The organism is Ruminococcus sp. MCC718, assembly GCF_018783905.1.
GTDB classification, from domain to species: domain Bacteria; phylum Bacillota; class Clostridia; order Lachnospirales; family Lachnospiraceae; genus Hominisplanchenecus; species Hominisplanchenecus faecis.
Window position 1 is genome coordinate 18,792 of record NZ_WQNP01000094.1, and the last position, 23,807, is coordinate 42,598.

Here is a 23,807-nt window from a genome sequence, read left to right on the forward strand (position 1 = left end):
TTTGGGTTTTTTATGCGAAGTGAATATGAAAGAAACTATATTTCTATGATGTTCTTTCTTTTTTTTCAAGTCGAACGCACGTGAGACTTGGCACGCGATTCTGGTCAGCTTTGCTGACATTTACCCAACAGAATCGCTGTGCATTCTCGCGGAGCGTTTATCTTAGTCGGAGATTGCTCTCCCACTAAGACAAATTTGTTGCTCGCCACTTATAGGAGTCTTCTCCGACTAAGATAAAAACAGGCAGTTGGCTTTTTCATATCCAACTGCCCATTTTTGCTATTTCTTTATCATTCTTTTATGCTTCTACGGTCACTTTATCCAGATGCCAGATTTCATCTACATACTGCTGGATGGTACGGTCTGATGTGAACTTGCCGCTGCATGCGGTGTTCATCATTGCCATTCTTGCCCAGCCTGTTTCGTCACGGTATGCTTTTTCTACTCTCTCCTGAGCTTCTGCGTAAGACTTAAAGTCTGCCAGGATGAAGTAAGTATCTGCTCTGTCGCTGCTGTTTGTGTTCAGCAGAGAATCGTAGATATCACGGAATCTTTCTGGATCATCCGGAGCATATTCTCCATTGATCAGCTGCATCAGGACACGACGGATATCCTGGTCGTTGTTGAAATAATCCATCGGATTGTAGCCGCCGTTGTTCTCGTAATTGATAACTTCCTGAGCGGACAGACCGAAAATAAATGCATTTTCTTCTCCAACTTCCTGAACGATCTCTACGTTTGCTCCGTCCATGGTTCCCAGTGTCGGTGCACCGTTCAGCATGAACTTCATATTTCCGGTTCCGGATGCTTCTTTACTTGCTGTGGAGATCTGCTCGGAAACATCTGCTGCTGCAAAGATCCATTCTGCATTGGATACACGGTAATCTTCGATAAATACAACTTTCAGTTTTCCGTTGATGCTCTTATCGTTGTTGATCACATCTGCAACAGAGTTGATCAGTTTGATCGTCAGTTTTGCACGACGATATCCGGCTGCTGCTTTTGCACCAAAGATGAAGGTTCTTGGATAGAACGGCATTTCCGGATGATCTTTGATCTTATTGTACAGATACATAACATGCAGGATGTTCAGCAGCTGACGTTTGTACTCATGAAGTCTCTTAACCTGTACATCGAAGATAGAACGAGGATCTACATCGATACCGTTGTGCTCTCTGATGTATTTTGCCAGACGCAGTTTGTTCTGGTATTTGATGTTCATGAACTCCTGCTGTGCTTTTTCATCATCCACATAAACTTTCAGTTTGGAGATCTGAGCCAGATCTGTGATCCATTCATCACCGATATGTTCGGTTACCCAGTCTGCCAGCAGCGGGTTTGCATGAAGCAGGAAACGTCTCTGTGTGATACCGTTTGTCTTGTTGTTGAATTTCTCCGGCATCATCTCATAGAAGTCTTTTAATTCCTGATTTTTCAGAATTTCTGTATGCAGTGCAGCAACACCGTTTACAGAGTAACCTGCACAGATAGCCAAATGTGCCATTTTAACCTGTCCATCGTAAATGATAGCCATCTTGCGGATTTTCTCCTGGTTTCCCGGATATTTTTTCTGGATCTCTTCCACAAATCTGCGGTTGATCTCCTCGATGATCTGGTAGATACGAGGAAGCAGTCTTGAGAACAGCTCGATCGGCCATTTTTCCAGTGCTTCTGCCATGATGGTGTGGTTGGTGTATGCACAGGTCTTTGTGGTAACTTCCCATGCTTCATCCCATTCCAGACCTTCTTCGTCAAGCAGGATACGCATCAGCTCTGCTACTGCAACAGTCGGATGTGTATCGTTCAGCTGGAAGGTTGCTTTCTCATAGAATTTGCGGATGTCAGAATGATTCTTTTTATATTTTGCAACAGCTGCCTGAACACTTGCAGAAATGAAGAAATACTGCTGTTTCAGACGCAGTTCTTTACCTGCGTAGTGGTTATCGTTCGGATAGAGAACTTCTACGATATTTCTTGCCAGGTTTTCCTGTTCTACGGCTTTCTGATAATCACCTTTATCGAAAGAATCCAGCTGGAAGTCGTTGATTGCTTCTGCATCCCATACACGCAGTGTATTTACTACATTGTTGTTGTAACCAACGATCGGAATATCAAACGGGATTGCACGTACAGACTGATAACCTTCCTGGATAAATTTGTTGCGTTTTGTTGCTTCATCGTATTCTACACGGATATAGCCGCCGAATTTTACTTCTTTTGCATATTCCGGACGACGCAGCTCAAATGGATTACCGTCTTTCAGCCAGTTATCCGGCACTTCTACCTGATAACCGTTTTCAATCTTCTGTTTGAACATACCATAGCGGTAACGGATACCGCAGCCGTATGCTGCATAACCAAGTGTTGCCAGAGAATCAAGGAAGCATGCAGCCAGACGGCCAAGACCGCCGTTTCCAAGTGCTGCATCCGGCTCCTGGTCTTCGATCACATTCAGGTCAAAGCCCAGCTCTTCCAGAGCTTCTTTTACTTCTTTGTACTCTGTCAGGTTGATCATGTTATTTCCAAGGGCACGTCCCATCAGGAACTCCATGGACATATAATAAACCATTTTCGGGTCTTCTTCTTCGTAAACTTTCTGGGTTTCCATCCAGTTGTCAATAATCGTATCCTTGACCGCATAGGATACTGCCTGAAATACCTGCTGTTTTGTTGCGTCAACCAGTGTCTGACGGTACAGTGTTTTCAGGTTGCTTTTCACACTCTCAATAAATACTTCTTTGTCAAATCTTTTGCTCACAGCAAATCCTCCTTATTTCTGTGTCTTTTCAACACCCATGCGTACACTTTCACCGTTAATACTCCATTCTTTTTCGTATCCGGCAATACTTCCAAGAACAATCTCATCTGCAAGGACTTCATCCTTAATCTCATCCATATGGTCTTTCAGGACGGTGAGGATCTTTTCGTTGTCAGCTGCATACAGGCGGATTCTGTCCATTACCTCAAAACCTGCCTCTTTACGCATGGTCTGGACTTTACTGATCAGTTCTCTCACAAATCCCTCCTCAATCAATTCCGGAGTAAGGTTGGTATCCAGAACAACGGTAATATCGTTATCCTGCTCAGATACATAGCCTTCGATCTGTGCTGTATCAATCAGTAAATCTGTCTCATATAATACAACTTCACTGCCATTGATGTCAAGCGTGAGGGAGCCTTTGTCTTTCAGCTCATCCATTGCCTGATTGCCATCAAGTGCAGAAAGTGCCTGTTTGATACCGCCAAGCAGTTTGCCGTATTTTGGTCCTACGGTTTTCAGCTGCGGTTTGAAGCTGTAAGAAGTAAAGTCTTTTACATCCTGTGTAAAGGTAACTTTCTTGCTGTTCAGCTCGTCACGGATAATGTCTGCGAAGTATTCTGGCAGTTCTTTCGGTGCTTTGACAAACATGTTTGCGATCGGCTGTCTGTTCTTGATGTTTGCAGTATTTCTGCATGCACGTCCCATAACAACAATCTTCAGTACTTCATCCATGTTTGCTTCGAGTTCTTTGTCTACGTGAGCCATATCTGCCTTCGGGAAATCACACAGATGTACGCTTTCTGGTGCAGTCTTGTCAATGCTGCATACCAGGTTGCGGTAGATGTCTTCTGTCATAAACGGAATCATCGGTGCAGCTGCTTTTGAAACATTTACCAGAGCGGTATAAAGTGTCATGTAAGCATTGATCTTATCCTGCTCCATGCCTTTTGCCCAGAAACGTTCACGGCTGCGGCGTACATACCAGTTACTCATATCATCCACAAATTCCTGAAGTGCTCTTGCAGTTTCCGGAATACGGTAATTTGCCAGGTTGTCATCCACGGTCTGAATCATGGTGTTCATCTTGGAGAGCAGCCATTTATCCATTACGGAGAGTTTGTCGTAGTCTAATGTATATTTTGTTGCGTCAAATTCATCAATATTCGCATACAGAACGAAGAATGCATAAGTATTCCACAGAGTTCCCATGAATTTACGCTGTCCTTCCTGAACGGCTTTGCCGTGGAAACGGTTCGGCAGCCATGGTGCACTGTTGATGTAGAAATACCAGCGGATCGCATCTGCTCCGTAAGTCTGAAGTGCATCAAACGGATCAACGGCATTTCCTTTGGATTTACTCATCTTCTGACCGTTTTCATCCTGTACATGTCCAAGAACGATAACGTTCTGATACGGTGCTTTGTTGAACAGGATCGTGGACTCTGCCAGCAGAGAATAGAACCATCCTCTTGTCTGGTCAACTGCCTCGGAAATAAACTGTGCCGGGAACTGTTTCTCAAACACGTCTTTATTTTCAAACGGATAATGATGCTGTGCGAACGGCATTGCTCCTGAGTCAAACCAGCAGTCGATCACTTCCGGTACACGGTGCATCGGCTTGCCACACTTCGGACACTTGATCGTGATCTCATCGATGTACGGACGATGCAGTTCTACGGTTTTTGCCTTTTCATTTCCACTCATTTCGAACAGTTCCTGACGGCTTCCGATCGAATGCTGATGTCCGCACTCACACTCCCAGATGTTCAGCGGAGTTCCCCAGTAACGGTTACGGCTGATACCCCAGTCCTGAACATTCTCCAGCCAGTCGCCAAAACGTCCTTTACCGATGCTTTCCGGAATCCAGTTGATGGTGTTGTTATTGCGGATCAGGTCATCTTTGACAGCTGTCATCTTGATGAACCAGGATTCTCTTGCGTAGTAGATCAGCGGAGTGTCGCATCTCCAGCAGTGCGGATAGCTGTGCTCAAACTTCGGTGCATCAAACAGAAGTCCTCTCTCATCGAGGTCTTTCAGCACGAGCGGATCTGCTTTTTTTACAAAGATACCGCCAAACGGTGTATCTTCCGTCAGGTTACCTTTGCCGTCAACCAGCTGTACAAACGGCAGTCCGTATTTACGTCCGACTTTCGCATCGTCTTCACCAAATGCCGGTGCGATATGAACGATACCGGTACCATCTGTCAGTGTTACGTAAGTATCACAAACAACATAAAATGCTTTTTTGTTCTGTTTTTCTGCATGAACGGCTGCACAGCTGTACAGTGGTTCGTACTCTTTATATTCCAGGTCTGTTCCTTTGTAATTCTCCAGTACATTGTAAGCATCTTCGCCGAGCACCTTGTCAGCCAGAGCCTGTGCAATGTAATAAACACGGCCGTCTTCTTTCATCTGAACTTTTACATAATCCTCATCCGGGTTTACGCAAAGTGCAAGGTTGGAAGGCAGTGTCCATGGTGTGGTTGTCCATGCCAGAATGTAAGCGTCTTCGTCTTTGACTTTGAAACGTACAACAGCAGAACGTTCTTTTACGTCCTTGTAACCCTGTGCCACTTCCTGGGCAGAAAGCGGAGTACCGCAGCGCGGGCAGTAAGGAACGATCTTGAATCCTTTGTACAGCAGGCCTTTTTCCCAGATGGTTTTCAGTGCCCACCATTCAGACTCGATATAGTTATCATCATAGGTAACATACGGATTTTTCATGTCAGCCCAGAAACCAACCGTTCCGGAGAAATCTTCCCACATGCCTTTGTATTTCCATACACTCTCTTTACATTTATCAATGAAAGGAACCAGTCCATATTCTTCGATCTGGTCTTTTCCGTCCAGACCGAGCATTTTTTCTACTTCCAACTCAACCGGCAGACCGTGTGTATCCCATCCGGCTTTACGCGGAACCATTTTGCCTTTCATGGTCTGATATCTCGGAATCATATCTTTGATAACACGGGTCAGAACATGTCCGATATGCGGTTTGCCGTTAGCTGTTGGCGGTCCGTCATAAAAGGTGTAAGTTTCACCTTCTTTACGGTTTTCCATACTCTTTTCAAAGATGTGATTTTCTTCCCAGAATTTCTCAACATTTTTTTCTCTGTCTACGAAATTCAGATTTGTCGAAACTTTTTCGTACATAAGCAACCTCCTGTCCTTATTATAAGGAATAAATCAAAAAGCTGCCATCCTGTAAAAGGATGACAGCCAATACTCTCATAACCACCTGTTACAACATACCGACAAAATGCGATATGCGTTCCCGATAACGGGGGAATCCGGCACGACTTACTTTCAGCGATGCTGTAAAACAGCTTTCAGTCTGCAACTCCGAAGTGATATTCCGCCTGTGTTACTTGTACTCCTTCCCACCCACCGGAGCTCTCTGTGTCTTTTACGACAGACGTACTTGTCTTCTTCTACGTTATTTTCCTGTTAGTCTGTCCCTATTATATAGTAGAAATTCCGGAAAAGTCAAGGCAAAAAAGTTGTTCAGCTATAAGAGTTGCCTGACAAACATATTCTTTTTCTATTTGTCATTTTTTCAATCTTATATTTGCCAAAAGGTACTAAATATTTCATATATCATCATTGAATTTTCAGTTAAATATGCTATGATAAATTTGAGTTATGATGCCAGAGTGAGAGGGTCCATCACTTTATAACGAAGCAATTCGCCGGCATCATTTTTATTCTCAACATCTTTAATATTTATCTTATGAAAGGAGAGAAAAAAAATGAAGAAAAACACACTCAAACGCTTTATGGCTTCTGCAATGACAGCCGTTATGTGTGTCAGCTCACTTGGAACATTAGCTGTAAATGCTGCTCCTGCTGACCCGGCTGCTGAAACCTCTGTTGTCGACAATCTGATGAGCAAAATGACGCTCCGCCAGAAGATCGCCCAGATGATGATGCCTGATTTCCGTAAATGGCAGACAGAATCGGACTCGGGACAGAAAAATTTCCAGGTGATGAACGATGAAGTGGCTCAGATCATCAAGGATTATGATTTCGGCGGAGTTATTCTTTTCGCTGAAAATGTAGCTCAGACAGATCAGACACTGAAACTGACAACGGATCTTCAGGAAGCTGCCACAAGCGGAACCGACGGCAGCAACATCCCACTGCTCCTGACAATCGACCAGGAAGGCGGTATTGTTTACCGTCTCGGAAGCGGAACAGCTCTTCCTGGAAACATGGCTCTTGGTGCAACCAGAAGCACGGACGCTGCAACACAGTCCGGAGAAGTGATCGGACGCGAGCTGAGTGCCCTCGGCATCAACGTAGACTTTGCACCTGTTGCCGATGTCAACAGCAATCCTTCCAACCCGGTTATCGGCCTTCGTTCTTACGGAAGCGATCCGGAACTGGTAGGAAGCATGGCAACTGCTGCCATGAAAGGTATGCAGAAGTACAACATCGCTACTGCTGCCAAACATTTCCCGGGTCATGGCGATACCGCTACAGACTCCCACACAGGTCTTCCTTGTGTAGACAAATCTCTGGACGAACTCAGACAGTGTGAACTCGTTCCGTTCCAGAAAATGATCGACAACGGTGTAGACATGCTGATGACAGCACACATTCAGTATCCACAGGTTGAAAAAGAAACTGCCATTTCCAAGAAAGACGGTTCCGAGATCAGTCTCCCGGCAACGCTTTCCAAAACCATTCTTACTGACCTTGTAAGAAACGAAATGCACTATGACGGCATCATCGTAACCGATGCCCTGAACATGGATGCGATTTCTCAGAACTTCGGTGAAACCGATGCCTGCATCCGTGCCATCAAAGCCGGTGTTGACATTTGCCTGATGCCGACTATCCTCAGAAGCAAAGCAGATATGCCGAAAATGGATGCGATTCTGGACGGCGTAGAAGCTGCTGTTAATTCCGGAGAGATCTCTGTGGATCGCATCAACGAATCTGTTAAGAGAATCCTTTCTCTGAAAGAAAAGAGAGGCATCCTGAATTACACAAGCGATACTCGTACTTACGAGGAAAAACTTGCCGTTGCAAACGAGCAGGTTGGTTCTGAACAGAATCGTGACATTGAGAGAAATATTTCTGCCCAGGCTGTTACCGTTATCAAAAATAACGACAATATTCTGCCGCTGAAACCGCAGGCAGGACAGAAAGTGCTTCTGCTTGGTGCATACAACAACGAAACTCCGGGACTCGCACTTGGTATGAGACGTGTGATCGCAGATCACATCATCAGCGGAAAAGTAGATTATGAGACATTTCGTTACACTTCTGCAAACCTTGATCAGGTAAAACAGAAAATTGACGATGCCAACTACGTGATCGTTATTTCCGAAGTTTCCACAAACTTTTCCAACTGGCTGACCACACAGCCGACCGCTATCACAGAATACGCAAAAGCACAGGGCAAGAAATCCATCGTTATGAGTATTTCCAAACCTTATGATGTTGCAAACTATGCTGATTCTGATGCGATCGTAGCTGTATACGGAAACAAAGGTATGGATCCGACAGAAGCTCTGAAACCGGATAATGCATTTGGTCCGAACATCATCGCCGGCGTAGAAGTTATCTTTGGTCGTTTCGCTGCATCCGGTAAACTTCCGGTTAATGTTCCAGTTATCGAAAATGGTCAGATGACATCCGATATCAAATACGCTTTCGGTTATGGTCTGACTTACGATGCAGTCGAACCAAGTTCCTATTATGCAGTTGAAAACTCACTGCTGAACTTCTACAATACATGGAAAGACGCTGATCTTTCTGTTTATACAGCAGATTCCGCAGCTGCACTGAAGAGTGCTTTAACTGCTGCAAAAGCTGTTCTTGACAAATCCAATGCTTCCATCACAGAAATGGACAGTGCTGTGTCCGCTCTGGTCGATGCAGTCAACAACCTGGCATACGGTGTTCAGAAAACACATCTGAACGTTGCCATCGACGCTGCTGACAAGCTTCTGGAACGTGCTGCTGATTATGAAAACACCGAAGATCTGACAGCTGCTCTGACAGCTGCAAAAGCTGTTTATGCAAACACATCTGCTACTCAGACAGAAGTTGACCGTGCTGCTTCCACACTGCTGGATGCACTGGCTGCTATGGCTGAAAGAGCTGACCTCGCCGCTCTGAAAAAACTGGTTGCTTCCGCAGGCGGTCTGGAAGAAAAAGACTTTACATCCGACAGCTATAAAGATCTGAAAGATGCAATGGATGCTGCAAAAGACATCATTGATGACCTGAACCGTACACCGGAGGCGATCGGCAAGGCATATGCTGATATCATCACTGCGATCACCAATCTGGAACGTGTCGGAAATAAAGCTGCTCTGGTTGCTGTCATCGCAAAAGCAGAAGCCATCGTTGCTGCAAAAGACAGCTATGTATCTTCTACACTGAACGGTCTGGAAGAAGCTCTGGCTGCCGGAAAAGCAGTGAATGACAACCCGGATGCACTTCAGGATGCAATCAACAATGCAGTTACCTTGCTGACCGAAAAAGTTGCAAACGTTCGTCTGCTTGGCGACGTAAATAACGACGGCAGCGTAACTACTGACGACAGTGCTCTGCTGCTTCGTTTTGCCGCTGAACTTGATACTCTGGACGATGCTGCAACCGTAAGTGCAGATATGAACCAGGACGGTATTGCAGACACTTCCGATGCCGTTCTGATCCTGCAGACAGCTGCTGAATTCTGATGCAGAAGTTTTTACCGATCAAAAAATCGATTTTTATAGTTTGTCTTGCCATGATGCTGTGCTGGATTCCTGTCACAGCACATGCCGCAGGGCACAGGGAAGCACCAACATCTCCCACACGCATTTTATTTGTGGGAAACAGCTATACACAGCGAAATCATATGCCAAATATTTTTCGGAAACTGTGCAAGAGTTCTGGGCAGAACGTGATCGTAAGGTCACTCACCAATCCGGGACGTTCCCTGAAAAATACAAGCAACCCTACAACTGCCAACGGCAGAAAACTTTACCGGCTTCTGCGTATGCAGCGATGGGATTACGTCATTTTGCAGGATCGACGCTATTATCCGATTTCCAAACCACAGCGTATGAAAAGAACCATCCGCAAGCTGGCTCCTTATATTCAGGCCAGCGGTGCAAAGATGGTCCTTTATCAGACATGGGCCCCAGGGAAATGGCATAATGATTATAACCGGTACGATTCCGTGTCAAACCGCTCTGATTACCAGAGTATTCTTAACCGTACGATTGCGGAGATCGCCGAAGAGCACAATGCTCTCGTCGCTCCGGTTGGCACAGCATTTCTGCTCTGCAGCCATTCTTCGTATGGGATCAAACTTCTGATGGGTGACTATTCGCACCCGACCGTAGAAGGAAGTTACCTGGCAGCATGCGTCATTTACAACACTGTTTTTTCGAGATCCTCAATGGGCATCCCCTATACCGGAACTCTTGATGTGATGACTGCATTCAAGCTCCAGAAACTGGCTGAAACTGTATGTTTTGCATCTTAACCGGAGCAGTATTTTCAACGAAATCACTCCGCAGATATATACAGTGATCCTGCCGCAAAAAAAATCCGGAACAAAACAGTTTTTACTGTCCGTTCCGGATTTTTTTCTTTCATTTATTTGTGTTTCTTTTTTACTGCTGTTTCTCTTCGATGATCTTCTGGCTGTCGCTGTTCAGAATCTCCATAAATTCTTCTCCGGTGATCGTCTCATGCTCGTAAAGGAATTTTGCGATCTCATGCAGCTTCATAACGTTGTCTTCCAAGATTTTTTTTGCCTTCTGATGCTGTTCTTTGACCAGCTGAACGACTTTCTGGTCGATCAGCGTCTGTGTCTCCATGGAGCAGGTCAAAGAGCTGTCTCCGCCAAGATACTGGTTAGAAACGCTTTCCATGGCTACCATATCAAACTCTTCGTTCATACCGTAACGTGTGATCATGGCTCTTGCAAATTTCGTTGCCTGCTCGATATCATTGGAAGCTCCGGTTGTGATCTCACCAAAGATCAGTTCTTCTGCCGCACGGCCGCCGGTAAAGGTCGCGATCTTGTTTTCCATCTCTGTTTTGTTCATCAGGAAATGCTCGCCCTCTTCTACCTGCATCGTATAGCCGAGTGCACCGGAAGTTCTCGGAATGATCGTGATCTTCTGAACCGGTGCGGAATTAGTCTGCATGGCAGCAACCAGTGCATGACCAACCTCATGATAGGAAACGATCAGTTTCTCTTTATCCGACAGGATACGGTTTTTCTTCTGATATCCTGCGATAACAACTTCCACGCTCTCCATCAGATCTGCCTGTGTTGCAAATTTGCGTCCGCAGCGTACAGCATGAAGTGCTGCTTCATTCACGATATTTGCAAGTTCCGCTCCGGATGCTCCGGATGCAGCTCTGGCGATCGCATTGAAATCTACGTTATCCGCAAGTTTGATCTTTTTTGCATGGACTTTCAGAATATCCACACGACCCTGAAGATCCGGCAGTTCCACCGGAATACGACGGTCAAATCGTCCCGGACGGAGCAGTGCCGGGTCAAGAGAATCCGGCTGGTTGGTCGCTGCCAGAATGACAACACCTTTGGAACCGTCAAATCCATCCATTTCCGTGAGCAGCTGATTCAGCGTCTGCTCACGCTCATCGTTGCCGCCGATGCGTCCGTCACGTTTCTTGCCGACCGCATCGATCTCGTCGATAAAGACGATACACGGTGCTTTCTCGCTTGCCTGTTTGAACAGGTCACGCACTTTTGCAGCACCCATACCGACAAACATCTCAACAAACTCAGAACCGGAGATCGAGAAGAACGGTACGTTCGCCTCACCTGCAACTGCTTTTGCCAGCAATGTTTTACCGGTTCCCGGAGGGCCTACAAGCAGTGCACCTTTTGGCATCGATGCTCCGATCTCCTGATATTTGCCGGGATTGTGAAGGAAATCTACGATCTCTGTAAGCAGTTCTTTTGCTTCTTCCTCTCCTGCCACATCGGAGAATTTGATGCCGCTTGTGGATTTTACATAGATCTTGGCATTGCTCTTTGTGCCAAACATCATGGAGTTCATCGGGTTTGCCCCGTCACTCATCTTGCTCATCATCTTTTTGGAAAGCCATCTGCCAAGTGCAACAAAAATAAAGATTGGCAGTACATAGCCGAGCAGAAGATAAACGATCGGAGACATTTCTTCTGTGATCTCCGTGGAAAAAGTTGCACCTGCTTTGTACAGACGGTCTACCAGTTCCGGGTCGTTGATCACGCCGGTTTTGTACATCTGCGAATTGTCTTTGTTTGTAAAGAAGATCTCAGAATCGGTGATATTTACCGAGCCGATCTCCTGATTATTTGTCATCTGCATAAAAACATTGTAGCCGACTTCCTTTACCTGATGCTTCAGCACATTCGGAAAAACAAGTGTGTTGAGCAGTATCATGATCGTTGCCGCAATGATCAGATAATAGATAAACGGCTTCTTTGGAGTTTTTACTTCATTCATGATGTTCCTCCTTGTAAATACTGGGGTTAAGCAATGCCATAAAACCACTCTTGTGCAAGCACATCGTGGTTTTATGCTTCTGACCCTGGCATCTTTAAATCTTAAATCGATATCCCACGCCCCAGATTGTCTCGATATACTGTGGCTTGGCTGTGTTAAACTCAATCTTCTCACGAATCTTTTTGATATGTACCGTAACGGTCGCAATATCTCCGATCGACTCCATATCCCAGATTTCACTGAACAGCTCTTCTTTTGTGAATACATGGTTTGGATGCTCCGCAAGGAAGGTCAGCAGATCAAATTCTTTTGTGGTAAATGCTTTTTCTTCTCCATTTACCCACACACGGCGTGCTGTCTTATCGATCTTGATGCCGCGGATCTCTACGATATCATTCTTCGGCATATTTGTGCTGACCAAACGCTCATAACGTGCCATATGTGCTTTGACTCTCGCTACCAGTTCACTCGGGCTGAACGGTTTGGTCATATAGTCATCTGCTCCAAGTCCCAGTCCACGGATCTTATCAATGTCATCTTTCTTTGCGGAAACCATCAGAATTGGCGTATTTTTGTGATTTCTGATTTCTTTACAGATCTCAAATCCGTCCATTCCCGGCAGCATCAGGTCGAGAATGTAAAGATCAAATTCTTCTTCCAGGGCACGTTTGAGTCCAACGTCTCCCTTGCTCTCAATCTCAACTTCAAATCCGCTCAGTTCCAGATAATCTTTCTCCAGCTCTGCAATACTCTCCTCATCTTCTATGATTAGTATTCTGCTCATTTACAGGCACCTCCTGATATTTTCTAAGGACAAAGTACATCACTGTACCACATCCGAGTTTACTGTTTGCCCAGATCTTTCCGCCGTGATCTTCGATGATCTTGCGTACGATGGAAAGACCGATTCCGCTTCCTCCTTTGGAAGAATTCCTGGATGCATCCGCCCGGAAGAACCGGTCAAAGATTGCCGGCAGATCTTTTGCCGCAATACCTCGTCCGTTATCTTCGATCTCAACCTGGATGAAATCACCCACATCTTTGACACGGATGCTGATATAGCCTTTTGGCTTATCCATATATTTGATAGAGTTTCCGACAATATTGTTAATGACTCGCTTCAGCTGCTCTGCATCGGCGATCACAAGCACATCATTTTCAACTGAATTAAAGTAAGACAGCTCAATATTTTTGGATTCCAGATCCAGTCCGACCTCTTCCACACAGTCATCAAAATATTCACGGACGTTGATCTTATTGAATGTATATGGAATGCGGTTTGTATCGATCTTTGAATAGAACGTCAGCTCATTGATCAGACGATCCATATCATTTGCTTTATTATAAATCGTGCGGATGTAACGGTCCATTTTCTCCGGCGTATCCGCCACACCATCCATGATCCCCTCCGCATAACCTTTCAGGGCTGTGATAGGAGTTTTCAGATCGTGTGCAATGTTGCTGATCAGCTCTTTATTTTCCTTGTCGTACTGTATCTTTTCCTCAGATGACTCCCTCAGTCTCTGCCGCATTTCCTCAAAATCGCGGCACAGCTCACTGATCTCATCGTCACCTTCTGCATCCAGAACAAAATCCAGATTTCCCTCTTTGATGTTCTGCGTTGCTTCCTTAAGCTTTTTCAGCGGAATGTTGATTCCATTGTAAATCCACATCGTCAGCATACCTGCTGTCATGATCAGAATGATCACGATAGAAACAAGCATATCTCTTGTAAGAGTCCTTATCTGACGCACCATCGTCAGGCTGGTGATTACAAAAACACTGCCTTCTGTCTGATCTGAAAACGTCAGATCCATCTGCTTGACGAACGCCTTCACATCCTTACCGATGTAAACGCCGCTGTCCGACTGGCTGACCACGTCACTATACTCCGGCAGCTCCGGAAACAGCTTATTCACGCTCTCATCACTTCCGGAATAATAAAGGCTGTCGCCCTTTCTTACGATCAGAAAAGAATATTTCTCTTTCAGCTCATCATTCAGCTGATCCAGATAATCACGATTCAGAAATGCATCCGGATTTTCACTGCCCTTTGCTTTGATCTGTTCAAAATTGGAGTTCGTCGCTTTGTTCAGAACCTGCACCGAATCCGACATATTTTCATAAGTCACACCGGAAATGCCGAGATGATCCTCCAGATTACGGATCTGATACGTAGAAAAACCAACCAACGATACTCCTGCAAGCAAAAGAGGCACACAGATAATAACAAAAAAGGCTATGATAAGCCTCGTTTTTAATTTCATAAAAATCGCTCCTTGCCTCGGTTTTAAATCCCTTTCAGTATAGCATATCGCTGTTGGATATACACATAAAGTTTTTCTAAAAAAAGACAAAAAAAAATTATCGTTTTTTCTTTTTCAATGTAAAAGAATGGGATGAAGGTGTTATAAAGTGCTGGCTTCCAAAAATATGCATGTGCAAATGAACGAATTCTCCGAAGGGCACGTAAAAGTGCCTTCGGAGAATTCGTTCATTTGCACGTTCACAACTCCTACTCCTCCTTGCGAAGCCCCCTAGTATTTTTCTCCACTTGTTTTCTCGGTATCATGATCTGATGTGAACATCCCATACACTCCAGTCGGAAGTCCGCTCCTACCCTGAGGATCCTCCACTCTTTACTTCCGCACGGATGCTGTTTTTTCAGTTTCACGATATCGCCTACTTCATAATCCATCCTGTCCCTCCCAATCTACAAAATGATCTCATATATTCTTACAGATCGTTATATGTTCAGATGCCGGCAAATACTTTTCCGATCGGTTCCTGGATCACCAGATCTGCATTTTTATCCTGCGATGTGACACTCATATTGATCACGACCAGTTTATTTCCTCTGTAATAATCAATCAGTCCGGCTGCCGGATAGACGATCAGGGATGTTCCGCCGATGATCAGCATATCTGCATCCTGGATCGCCTGGATGGCTCTTGCCATGACGGTCATATCAAGCCCTTCTTCGTAGAGCACCACATCCGGTTTGATCCTTCCGCCACAGGAACAGGTCGGCACGCCTTCTGCATGAAGCATATATTCTGCATCATAAGATTTTCCACATTTCATACAGTAATTGCGATGCACGCTTCCGTGAAGCTCCAGCACTTCTTTGCTTCCTGCCGCCTGGTGCAGTCCGTCGATATTCTGCGTGATGACTGCCTTTAATTTTCCGGCCTTTTCAAGCTCTGCCAGCTTTTTATGTGCCATGTTTGGCTTTGCATCCAGGCAGAGCATTTTATTTTTGTAAAAACGATAAAATTCTTCCGGGTTTCGCATGAAAAAACTATGGCTCAGAATGGTTTCCGGCGGATAATCATACTCCTGGTGATAAAGTCCATCCGTACTTCGAAAATCAGGAATCCCGCTTTCTGTCGAGACACCGGCCCCGCCAAAAAATACAATATTATTGCTTCCATTGATGAGTTCTTTCAGTTTTTCTGTGCCATTCATACAAATCACCCTTTCATACCCAAATTATATGATGCCAGAGGCAAAATCTCTTACACTGCTTACACTGCCTTGTAGGTTTCGATCAGCTTGCCCTGCACGAGAAATCTTGTCTCGGAATTTCCGGTACAGGTAGAAAGTGTCACGATTTTATCATCGCTTGTCACTTCGATGTCACGTTTCAAAACGGAACGTTCAAAACAGGAATCGATATATTCTTGAAATTTCTTTTTGTCGGAAAACTGAAGCTGATAGGTTTCGCTTGTCGCACCGACTTCCTGGCAGGAGAAAATTTCGTATTTATAAATCTTCTCCGGCGTATATACCCAGAAATATGCATCCGAGTCAAACACTGCCTGATCGCGGAATTGTTTTAATTTTCCGAACATGGAAAGATTTCGCATATTGTGTCCGTAAATGATCGTGTTCGGATCGGAAAAATCTTTTTTGCAGCCGTGATCCATAAAAATACATCCGGCAATATTCGGCTGATTTTCAAAGGTATTGTGCAGATAGTAATCGTTATCCTTGCCCTGCGTGACCGGATAACTGATATCGATCGCACCGACCTTCAGCCAGGCGATAATATCCTCATTCACGGCTTTCAGTCCGGCAAAATCGATCGGATTTTTCATCGTCGGCTCCGCCGCATCCGTGTTGATCTCTTCAAACATGCCCTTTTCATCAATATATTTATTCTCCAGTGCATGATACTCATCACTGCCCTTTTTATATTCCTGATAAATCGAAAGCAGCTGATAGCCGGAATAACAGAACACGCCAAGTGCCACGATCATGATCAGCGTCCGGATCACATCTCCGGCGGTACGCTTCTTTTTCTTGTTTTCTTCCATTTAAATAACACCTCCCGATTGCCGCTGCCCCTTCGGCAAAAGTCGCTTCAGACGCACCACAAAACGGGTGGACTGAATGTCACTAAAGGCTTCGATCGTTCCTTCATGCAATTCCACGATCTCTTTTGCCACCGAAAGTCCAAGTCCGGCTCCTCCGGTCTGGCTCGATCTGGAATTGTCCGCACGGTAGAACTTTTCAAATACGGTCTGCAGTTTCTGTTTCGGGATCGGCTCACCCTGATTGGAAAATACGATGACAACGGCAACACCTTCCCCGTATGCACGCACATCAATGTTTGTGCCGCGGTAACTATAGGCAACCGCATTTCGCAGAAGGTTGTCAAACACACGGGCAAGTTTGTCCGGATCACCTTCTACCATAAGATCTTCTTCCGTATAAATATTTCCGGTCAGATTGTTATCGGCAAACACGGCATAAAATTCATCCATGATCTGCTCCAGCATCAATGAAAGATTGATGGTCTCTTTCTCCAGACGGATATTCTGAAGATTGAACTTTGTAATCTCAAAAAATTCGCTGATCAGTTCACTTAGACGGATCGCCTTGGTGTGTGCGATATGGATATATTTTTTGCGTTCTTCCGGCGGCATATCCGGTTTTTCGTCCAGCATACTTAAATACGCGATCACAGATGTGAGAGGCGTTTTGAGATCGTGTGCCAGATAAACGACCAGATCATTTTTCCGCTGCTCACTTTCCTGTGCCATGCGTTCTTTCCGTGCCAGCGTCATTTTCATGGTATTTAATTTCTCTGCGATCGGCTCCAGTTCCGTTTCCAGCTCGATCGGCTGTTTTGAATTTGCTAAAACATTGTCGATCCCATCTCCGATGTTTTTCAGATAATTAGCAGTCTTTGACAGTACCGCATAATATCCGACCAGAAACAGCAGCATAAATCCAATCCACTGAAACACATCCCGGTTTGCCCGAAATACATTCTGATAGATCACATCTGCTTCTGCCTGCGAAAGATTCATTTTCATCAGAATACCGATGATCAGGTTTGAGAGCTTTCCCTGAAACAATCCGTCAAGGATCAGTGTGATGATCATTTTTCCGACCACCAGGCTCATCATCATAATGCCCATCGTCTGCAGCATCATTTTCCATTTCAGCCTGCGATATTTATTTTTCAACGCGGTATCCCACTCCCCATACGGTCTTGATAAAATTACTTTTGCCGGTCGGTCCGCTCATCTTTTCTCTCAGGTGACGGATGTGGACCATAACCGTATTGTTGCTGTTTTTATAATATTTTTCTTTCCAGACTTCTTCAAACAGCCGCTCAGAACTGATGACCTGCCCGCGGTTGTCACACAGCAGCCAGAGAATATCAAACTCAATCGGTGTTAAAGTCAGATGCTTTTCATTGTAAATACACTCATGCGTGGTACGGTTCAGAAACATATTTCCAAAATCAATCACATCTTCCTGTGCCCTTCCGCCTGTATTGTACTTGGTAAACCGACGCATCTGTGCTTTGACACGTGCGATCAGTTCCAGCGGATTAAATGGCTTTGCCATGTAGTCATCTGCCCCGAGCATCAGACCGTTGATCTTGTCCATATATTCTGTTTTTGCCGTCAGCATAATAACCGGAAAATTATATTTTTCACGGATTTTCTGAAGAACCTCAAATCCATCAATATCCGGAAGCATTACATCCAGAAGTGCCATATCCGGTGCTGCTTTCTCAATCGATACAAGTGCATCTTTTCCTGTATAAAACTTTTCGACCTCAAAGCCTTCGTTTTTCAGATACAGTTCAATAACATCTGCGATTTCCTTTTCGTCATCAACCACTAAAATTCGGTTTCCCATTTCTGTACTTTCCTCCTGATACAGCTTGCACCCACTTTTCAAGTCGAACACAGGCAAAACCTGGTATGCGGTTCTGCGAAGCCTTAATCGTGCAAGAGTCTGAACTCCACCCAAGATTACAGACACCCGGCTCTGTCAAGAAAACCGGGTGCCGCCTGTAAGACTATGCTTTTATTAAAGTTCGCAGTTTCCTACTGTTCTCGGGAACGGGATTACGTCACGGATGTTTGACATACCGGTCAGGTACATAACGCAACGTTCGAATCCAAGTCCGAAACCTGCATGTCTTGTAGATCCATATTTTCTCAGATCCAGATAGAATCCGTAATCTTCTTCCTTCAGTCCCAGCTCATTCATGCGTGCGAGCAGTTTTTCGTAGTCGTCCTCTCTCTGACTTCCGCCGATGATCTCACCGATACCAGGCACAAGACAGTCCATAGCAGCAACGGTTTTTCCATCTTCGTTCAGTTTCATGTAGAACGCTTTGATCTCCTTTGGATAATCTGTTACAAATACCGGACGTTTGAAGATTTTCTCAGTCAGGTAACGCTCATGCTCTGTCTGCAGATCACATCCCCAGGATACCTTATATTCAAATTTATCATTATTTTTCTCAAGCAATTCGATTGCTTCTGTATAAGTAACGTGTGCAAACTCGGATTCCACTACATGTTTCAGACGGTCAATCAGTCCTTTATCGACAAAATTGTTGAAGAACTGCATTTCTTCCGGTGCATTTTCCATGACATAGCGGATCACATATTTCAGCATGGACTCTGCAAGGATCATGTCATCTTTCAGATCAGAGAATGCGATCTCCGGCTCGATCATCCAGAATTCTGCTGCATGACGTGTTGTGTTGGAGTTCTCTGCACGGAAAGTCGGTCCGAATGTATAAATGTTGCGGAATGCCTGTGCAAAGGTTTCGCCATTGAGCTGTCCACTTACGGTCAGGTTGGTCTGTTTTCCGAAGAAATCCTGGCTGAAATCTACGCCGCCCTGCTCTGTTTTCGGGATGTTGTTCAGATCCATAGTTGTTACCTGAAACATTTCGCCCGCACCTTCGCAGTCACTTCCGGTGATCAGCGGAGTATGCACATAAACGAAATCTCTCTCCTGGAAGAATTTGTGGATCGCATAAGCGGTCAGTGAACGTACACGGAACACTGCCTGGAACGCATTGGTTCTCGGACGCAGATGTGAGATAGTACGCAGATATTCAAAGCTGTGACGCTTTTTCTGAAGTGGGTAATCCGGTGCGGAAGCTCCTTCTACCACAACTTCGTCTGCCTGGATCTCAAATGGCTGTTTTGCTTCCGGTGTCGGGATCAGCGTACCGGTAACGATAACGGCTGCTCCTACATTCAGTTTGGAAACCTGTGCAAAGTTTTCCATTTTATCGTGGTATACGATCTGCAGTGTCTCAAAGAAAGTACCGTCATGCAGCACTAAAAATCCAAATGTCTTGGAATCTCTGACGCTTCGAAGCCATCCTCCCACTGTAATCTTCTGATTTAAATATTTTTCCGTATCACGGTAAATTTCTCTTACTGTTACCAATTCCATTTTATAAACTCCTTTGTTTTCCATTTTTACAGCAGAATCTGGTTCTGCCGTTTTCTTACTGCTCTCAGTATATCCTAATCTTTCCGACGGTGCAAGCAGGATATGGAAAAGCTTGCGTACATTTCGCTTTGTTTTTGCCTCCAGACCATGAAAAATGTTCAGCATCTTCATCATTTTCTGTAAACGGTTCTGCGTAAAATCCATAACCGTGTCTGCCTGAGTTGCTTCAATGATCTCAAAAAGGGCATCCACGATCTCCTGCTGCTCCTCAGGAGAATACGATGCGATCCACTCATTGATCTGCTGATTTTTCTTTTCGGTCGCCGGGTTAATCTCTTCTTTGTATACAAAATCCCCTTCTTTTACTACCCAGGTGAACATATCATGCTGCAGCACACCTTTCCCGGAACTTTCCACAACCTGATAACTTCCCGCAGTATGCAGAAGCATGCCCACAAAGGAATCCTGCGGAACCATTTTGATGATCTTCTTTTCGATCCGAAGATAACCTTCTTTCCGGTAAATATCTTCCCGGAAACCCGGCCCGTCAAAACAGTATACAGCTCTGATCCGGTCCTGGATCTGCGGTTCTGTCTCCATCGCTGCAAAGACTGCCTCATTGCCGCCTTTGGAATGTCCGCCAATCATCAGCGGGGCATCGCCGGTGTATTCTGCAATGTGCCGCAGATAGAGCCTTGCCGCCGTCTGCGACGGAATCGGGCTTTTCAGTGCCATATCAAAATCTTCTCTCCAGCCGACGATCGTCTCATCTGTCCCGCGAAATGCCACATACACCGTTCCGTCTTCCAGCAGAAATGTAACTGCCGAGAACTGCATCTGCATTTCTTTGTCCGTGAGATTGGTGTAATAATTGAGCCGCATTTTTGCAAAACGCCTGCTTCTGGCAACCGCCGCATAGAGCCTGCGATTGTCTTTTTCGTACCAGTCTGACACATACAGACTGTTGTATTTCGGATGTTTGCGAAGAGAACGCATCGTCACTCCTCTGATGTCATTTCCATCCATTTTTTCGACAAGATCCGGCACCAGATCCTGAAATTTAAAATAAGACAGCTGACACAAGATCAGACTGTCTACGTGGGAAAAAGGTCTTTCCCCGAAAGAAAGACCTCCATATTCCTTTAAATATTTTAATGTATTATCCGTAAGTTTCATATTCTATCACCTGCAGATTTTAAAGATAAAAGCTTTCCGTTCACCGATTTCTGTGAACTGCCGCTGTCAAAGTTCCAGTCTTCCGACTTCTTTGTAATCGTTTGCCATGTCATAAATACGGATCTGTCCGCCGCCGACCAGATAAAAATTATCGCCGATAAAACAGCCCCGGACTTCCTGAAGTCCGTTGTAAGAGTAGCCATAGTAAGAATCTCCGAGATTTTCCGTGAAGACATTTTCAAATCCTTTTTCTTCATCATAGCAAAAGACCATATAGCTGGAATCACACATGAATCCAAAAACATTTTTTTCCGTATCAATCATCGCCGCTTTGTAATTGTAGAACAGCGGGCAGTCGTAAGTGTCTTTGATCACAAACTTGTGCAGCTGTTTTACGTTGGACGGATCGGATACATCAAACATCGCAAGTTTGATACCTGTATAAGCTCCTGTCTCCGGATCAACTTCGTTGCCCACACCGAGCAGTTTGTTTTCTCCGTAAAAATGCAGATACGAGGAAAATCCTGTGATTTTCAGTTCTCCAAGTATTTTCGGATCAGACGGATCGCTTAAGTCAACCGAAAACAGCGGATCTGTATTGCGAAATGTCACAAAATATCCGATATCACCGAGAAATCTTGCGGAACGGATGTCTTCTCCTTCTGCCAGATCTCCAATGTTTCCGCAGACCTGCATCGCATCATCCAGCACATAGAGTGCATTTTTCTGTGTCTCCCCGCTGTAGTCTGTCAGAACAACTCTGAGATAACTGTTGTACTCATTCATAGAAAAACTGTCGTTCAGAGAACCTTTTAGATCTGCTGCACCTTTCGCCTGGATCTTCCCTTTCTGGCAGGAGAATTTCAGAATCTGTGTCATCGTCACATCACTGCTCCAGTTTGTGTTGCTGATATAAATATTATTCTCACTTACATAAAAATTCTCCGCTGCAGATACAACTGCTTTCTGATCTATGATCGCATCCGGTTTTCCGGTGCTCACAGAAGAGATTACCAGGCAGGAAGTACTGTTCTGATACTCCGGAAGAAAAATATCCGAGGACTCCATTCTTGCACCATTTACTGCCGGAATGTACTCATCAATTTCCGATGCATCGCTGACCTGCGGATCAAACTGCGTAAACAGATAAACGATATCGCCGTTTTTTCTGGAAGTGCTGTAGTGTCCCTGCTGCTGAACCACACCGGTGAGCTGCGGCTGGGAACGATCGGAAATATCATAGGTGTAAAGTTTTGTATAATTTTCCGTATCCGCCGTGTAAGTATCTTCTTCAGCATCACTGTTCAGCGTAGTCTTGCTTCCGGTCACGATCAGGCTCAGCGTGTCGCCGTCCACGTACATTTCCTGCGGTGTCTCATTCAATGCATCCAGCATGATCGTTCCCTCTGTCTGCAAAGCCTTGTCTTCTGCACGGATTAGACGGACACTGCCGGTTGCTTTCATCACATACAGATATTTTCCGTCCGTCTTGACTATATCTGCTTCATCCACGCCTGCTTCCTGCAGATTTGTCTTTGAATAAGAAAACCCTGCTCCCGCATTTGTTTCAGAGCTTTCCATATCCATGGCCGCCATCGCCGAATCTTCCACCATATAGTCGTTTGTCGTACCTCTTGCCAGCTCTGCTGTCTCATACCCGCCATATCCGCTTTCTGTTTTTTTCAGGGCATCAAAAATCTCCTGATAACTCTTTGCACCGGCAAAAACATAATTACCGGATTCAACATCCGCTGACGTCTGGGCCGTCGTTGTTTTTTCTGTTGTTGCTTCCGTTGTATTTTCTGTTGTAACTTCAAAAATTTCTGTCTCACCTGTCGCTTTTGTACTCTGCGATGCGTCTGCAAGCGACATCGTTCCGGCTTCATTCTGGCTGTTTTCGCCATTTGTGCCGGAAAGTCTGGTAAGACCCGTCACCCCTCCGATGATCACCAGTGCGAAGACTGCCGCAACTGCTCCCCACTGGGCATATCTTCGAAACCGGCTTTTTTTATCCACCGGCTGTTCTTCCAGCAGACGTTTAATCTGCTCTGGATGGATTTCTTCCGGTGCATCGACATTTTCACCGGATTTTTTTATCATATCCAAAATCTTTTTTTCATCCATACAATCCAACTCCTCTCACTCACTAAGCATCTGCTCCATTTTCTTAAGAGCACGGCTTTTCAGAGAACGCACGGTATTCTCATTCATTTCCAGCATGGCGGCAATCTCTTTTCCGGTATATCCGCCAAACAGACTGGAAGAAAGTATCAGACGTTCTTCGTCATTTAATTTATAAAATGCCGCCCGCACATCCATATCTTCGCTCGTGTCACGTTCCCGCCATGCCAGATCGGCCGGAAGCTCCACGGCACGGTTCAGATAGGATTTCAGCTTCTGTCTGCATTTGTTGGCAAGAATCCGGAAAATCCAGGCACGAAAAGCATTTTCGTCTTTTAACCCTTCAATCCCCTTCCAGGCATCCAGTACCGTCTCACTTACAACATCTTCTGCTTCATGCCTGTTTTTCAGGGTATATAATGCAAATCGAAACATATCCTGATATACTTTCTCGTATTTTGCAGCAAAATCTTCTGCATTTCGCTCCATATGATCACCCCATTCTTTTTATGCTCAGGAGGCGTTCCGTCTGCAGCCTTCCCGCCTCT

General features: G+C 45.1%; 15 protein-coding genes and 1 pseudogene. 2 read left to right on the forward strand and 14 right to left on the reverse strand.

Going from position 1 to position 23,807, the window contains the following annotated elements; genetic code table 11:
- Positions 1–298: 298 nt before the first annotated feature.
- Entirely contained in the window at positions 299–2,758 is a 2,460-nt protein-coding gene (locus GPK60_RS08515) for a glycogen/starch/alpha-glucan phosphorylase (protein ID WP_022118410.1), read from the reverse strand.
- A gap of 12 nt (positions 2,759–2,770) precedes the next feature.
- On the reverse strand, positions 2,771–5,914 hold the full coding sequence (gene ileS / locus GPK60_RS08520) for an isoleucine--tRNA ligase (RefSeq protein WP_173866048.1): 3,144 nt from the start codon (positions 5,912–5,914) through the stop codon (positions 2,771–2,773).
- A 596-nt stretch (positions 5,915–6,510) separates the two neighbouring features.
- Here ileS and GPK60_RS08525 point away from each other — a divergent pair.
- On the forward strand, positions 6,511–9,456 hold the full coding sequence (locus GPK60_RS08525; protein WP_215659303.1) for a glycoside hydrolase family 3 N-terminal domain-containing protein: 2,946 nt from the start codon (positions 6,511–6,513) through the stop codon (positions 9,454–9,456).
- Positions 9,457–9,587: 131 nt separating this feature from the next.
- Positions 9,588–10,250: a DUF4886 domain-containing protein gene (locus GPK60_RS08530; protein ID WP_173887191.1), complete on the forward strand. Its 663-nt coding sequence runs from the start codon at positions 9,588–9,590 to the stop codon at positions 10,248–10,250.
- A gap of 130 nt (positions 10,251–10,380) precedes the next feature.
- Here GPK60_RS08530 and ftsH read toward each other — a convergent pair whose 3' ends face one another.
- From ftsH to GPK60_RS08585, 12 genes and pseudogenes are all read right to left on the reverse strand, one after another.
- Positions 10,381–12,234, reverse strand: coding sequence for an ATP-dependent zinc metalloprotease FtsH (ftsH, locus tag GPK60_RS08535; protein WP_022119167.1), 1,854 nt, complete (start codon positions 12,232–12,234; stop codon positions 10,381–10,383).
- Positions 12,235–12,328: 94 nt separating this feature from the next.
- A complete protein-coding gene (locus GPK60_RS08540) occupies positions 12,329–13,018 on the reverse strand; it encodes a response regulator transcription factor (RefSeq protein WP_022119239.1) in 690 nt (229 codons plus the stop codon).
- The gene (locus GPK60_RS08545; RefSeq protein ID WP_147632864.1) at positions 12,990–14,501 is read right to left on the reverse strand and encodes a HAMP domain-containing sensor histidine kinase; all 1,512 of its coding nucleotides are present in this window, start codon (positions 14,499–14,501) and stop codon (positions 12,990–12,992) included. The genes GPK60_RS08540 and GPK60_RS08545 overlap by 29 nt, the downstream gene beginning before the upstream one ends.
- Positions 14,502–14,749: 248 nt before the next feature.
- Positions 14,750–14,932: a DUF951 domain-containing protein gene (locus GPK60_RS08550; protein WP_147632865.1), complete on the reverse strand. Its 183-nt coding sequence runs from the start codon at positions 14,930–14,932 to the stop codon at positions 14,750–14,752.
- A 56-nt stretch (positions 14,933–14,988) separates the two neighbouring features.
- Positions 14,989–15,702, reverse strand: coding sequence for an NAD-dependent protein deacylase (locus tag GPK60_RS08555; protein ID WP_022119236.1), 714 nt, complete (start codon positions 15,700–15,702; stop codon positions 14,989–14,991).
- 59 nt (positions 15,703–15,761) lie between these two features.
- Positions 15,762–16,553 carry a class B sortase gene (gene srtB, locus GPK60_RS08560; protein ID WP_147632866.1) on the reverse strand — a complete coding sequence of 264 codons (792 nt, stop codon included), beginning with the start codon at positions 16,551–16,553 and terminating at the stop codon, positions 15,762–15,764.
- Positions 16,554–17,711, reverse strand: a complete 1,158-nt coding sequence (locus tag GPK60_RS08565) for a HAMP domain-containing sensor histidine kinase (protein ID WP_215659305.1) — start codon at positions 17,709–17,711, stop codon at positions 16,554–16,556.
- The gene (vanR, locus tag GPK60_RS08570) at positions 17,701–18,396 is read right to left on the reverse strand and encodes a VanR-ABDEGLN family response regulator transcription factor (protein ID WP_022119233.1); all 696 of its coding nucleotides are present in this window, start codon (positions 18,394–18,396) and stop codon (positions 17,701–17,703) included. Before vanR ends, GPK60_RS08565 begins: the two co-directional genes overlap by 11 nt.
- A 174-nt stretch (positions 18,397–18,570) precedes the next feature.
- On the reverse strand, positions 18,571–19,962 hold the full coding sequence (gene asnS / locus GPK60_RS15315; RefSeq protein ID WP_226911829.1) for an asparagine--tRNA ligase: 1,392 nt from the start codon (positions 19,960–19,962) through the stop codon (positions 18,571–18,573).
- Positions 19,963–20,208: 246 nt separating this feature from the next.
- Positions 20,209–21,138 (reverse strand): annotated as a pseudogene (locus GPK60_RS15320) (Mbeg1-like protein); the annotation flags it as partial.
- A 66-nt stretch (positions 21,139–21,204) separates the two neighbouring features.
- A complete protein-coding gene (locus GPK60_RS08580; RefSeq protein WP_215659307.1) occupies positions 21,205–23,262 on the reverse strand; it encodes a beta-propeller domain-containing protein in 2,058 nt (685 codons plus the stop codon).
- Between the two features lie 15 nt (positions 23,263–23,277).
- The gene (locus GPK60_RS08585; protein WP_147632871.1) at positions 23,278–23,748 is read right to left on the reverse strand and encodes a sigma-70 family RNA polymerase sigma factor; all 471 of its coding nucleotides are present in this window, start codon (positions 23,746–23,748) and stop codon (positions 23,278–23,280) included.
- Positions 23,749–23,807: the final 59 nt, after the last annotated feature.

Excerpts from the sequence above, each read along its gene's own strand:
- ileS (WP_173866048.1), bottom strand. The coding sequence starts at position 5,914 with ATGTACGAAAAAGTTTCGACAAATCTGAATTTCGTAGACAGAGAAAAA.
- GPK60_RS08525 (WP_215659303.1), top strand. The coding sequence starts at position 6,511 with ATGAAGAAAAACACACTCAAACGCTTTATGGCTTCTGCAATGACAGCC.
- ftsH (WP_022119167.1), bottom strand. The coding sequence starts at position 12,234 with ATGAATGAAGTAAAAACTCCAAAGAAGCCGTTTATCTATTATCTGATC.
- GPK60_RS08540 (WP_022119239.1), bottom strand. The coding sequence starts at position 13,018 with ATGAGCAGAATACTAATCATAGAAGATGAGGAGAGTATTGCAGAGCTG.
- GPK60_RS08545 (WP_147632864.1), bottom strand. The coding sequence starts at position 14,501 with ATGAAATTAAAAACGAGGCTTATCATAGCCTTTTTTGTTATTATCTGT.
- GPK60_RS08550 (WP_147632865.1), bottom strand. The coding sequence starts at position 14,932 with ATGGATTATGAAGTAGGCGATATCGTGAAACTGAAAAAACAGCATCCG.
- GPK60_RS08555 (WP_022119236.1), bottom strand. The coding sequence starts at position 15,702 with ATGAATGGCACAGAAAAACTGAAAGAACTCATCAATGGAAGCAATAAT.
- srtB (WP_147632866.1), bottom strand. The coding sequence starts at position 16,553 with ATGGAAGAAAACAAGAAAAAGAAGCGTACCGCCGGAGATGTGATCCGG.
- vanR (WP_022119233.1), bottom strand. The coding sequence starts at position 18,396 with ATGGGAAACCGAATTTTAGTGGTTGATGACGAAAAGGAAATCGCAGAT.
- asnS (WP_226911829.1), bottom strand. The coding sequence starts at position 19,962 with ATGGAATTGGTAACAGTAAGAGAAATTTACCGTGATACGGAAAAATAT.
- GPK60_RS08580 (WP_215659307.1), bottom strand. The coding sequence starts at position 23,262 with ATGGATGAAAAAAAGATTTTGGATATGATAAAAAAATCCGGTGAAAAT.
- GPK60_RS08585 (WP_147632871.1), bottom strand. The coding sequence starts at position 23,748 with ATGGAGCGAAATGCAGAAGATTTTGCTGCAAAATACGAGAAAGTATAT.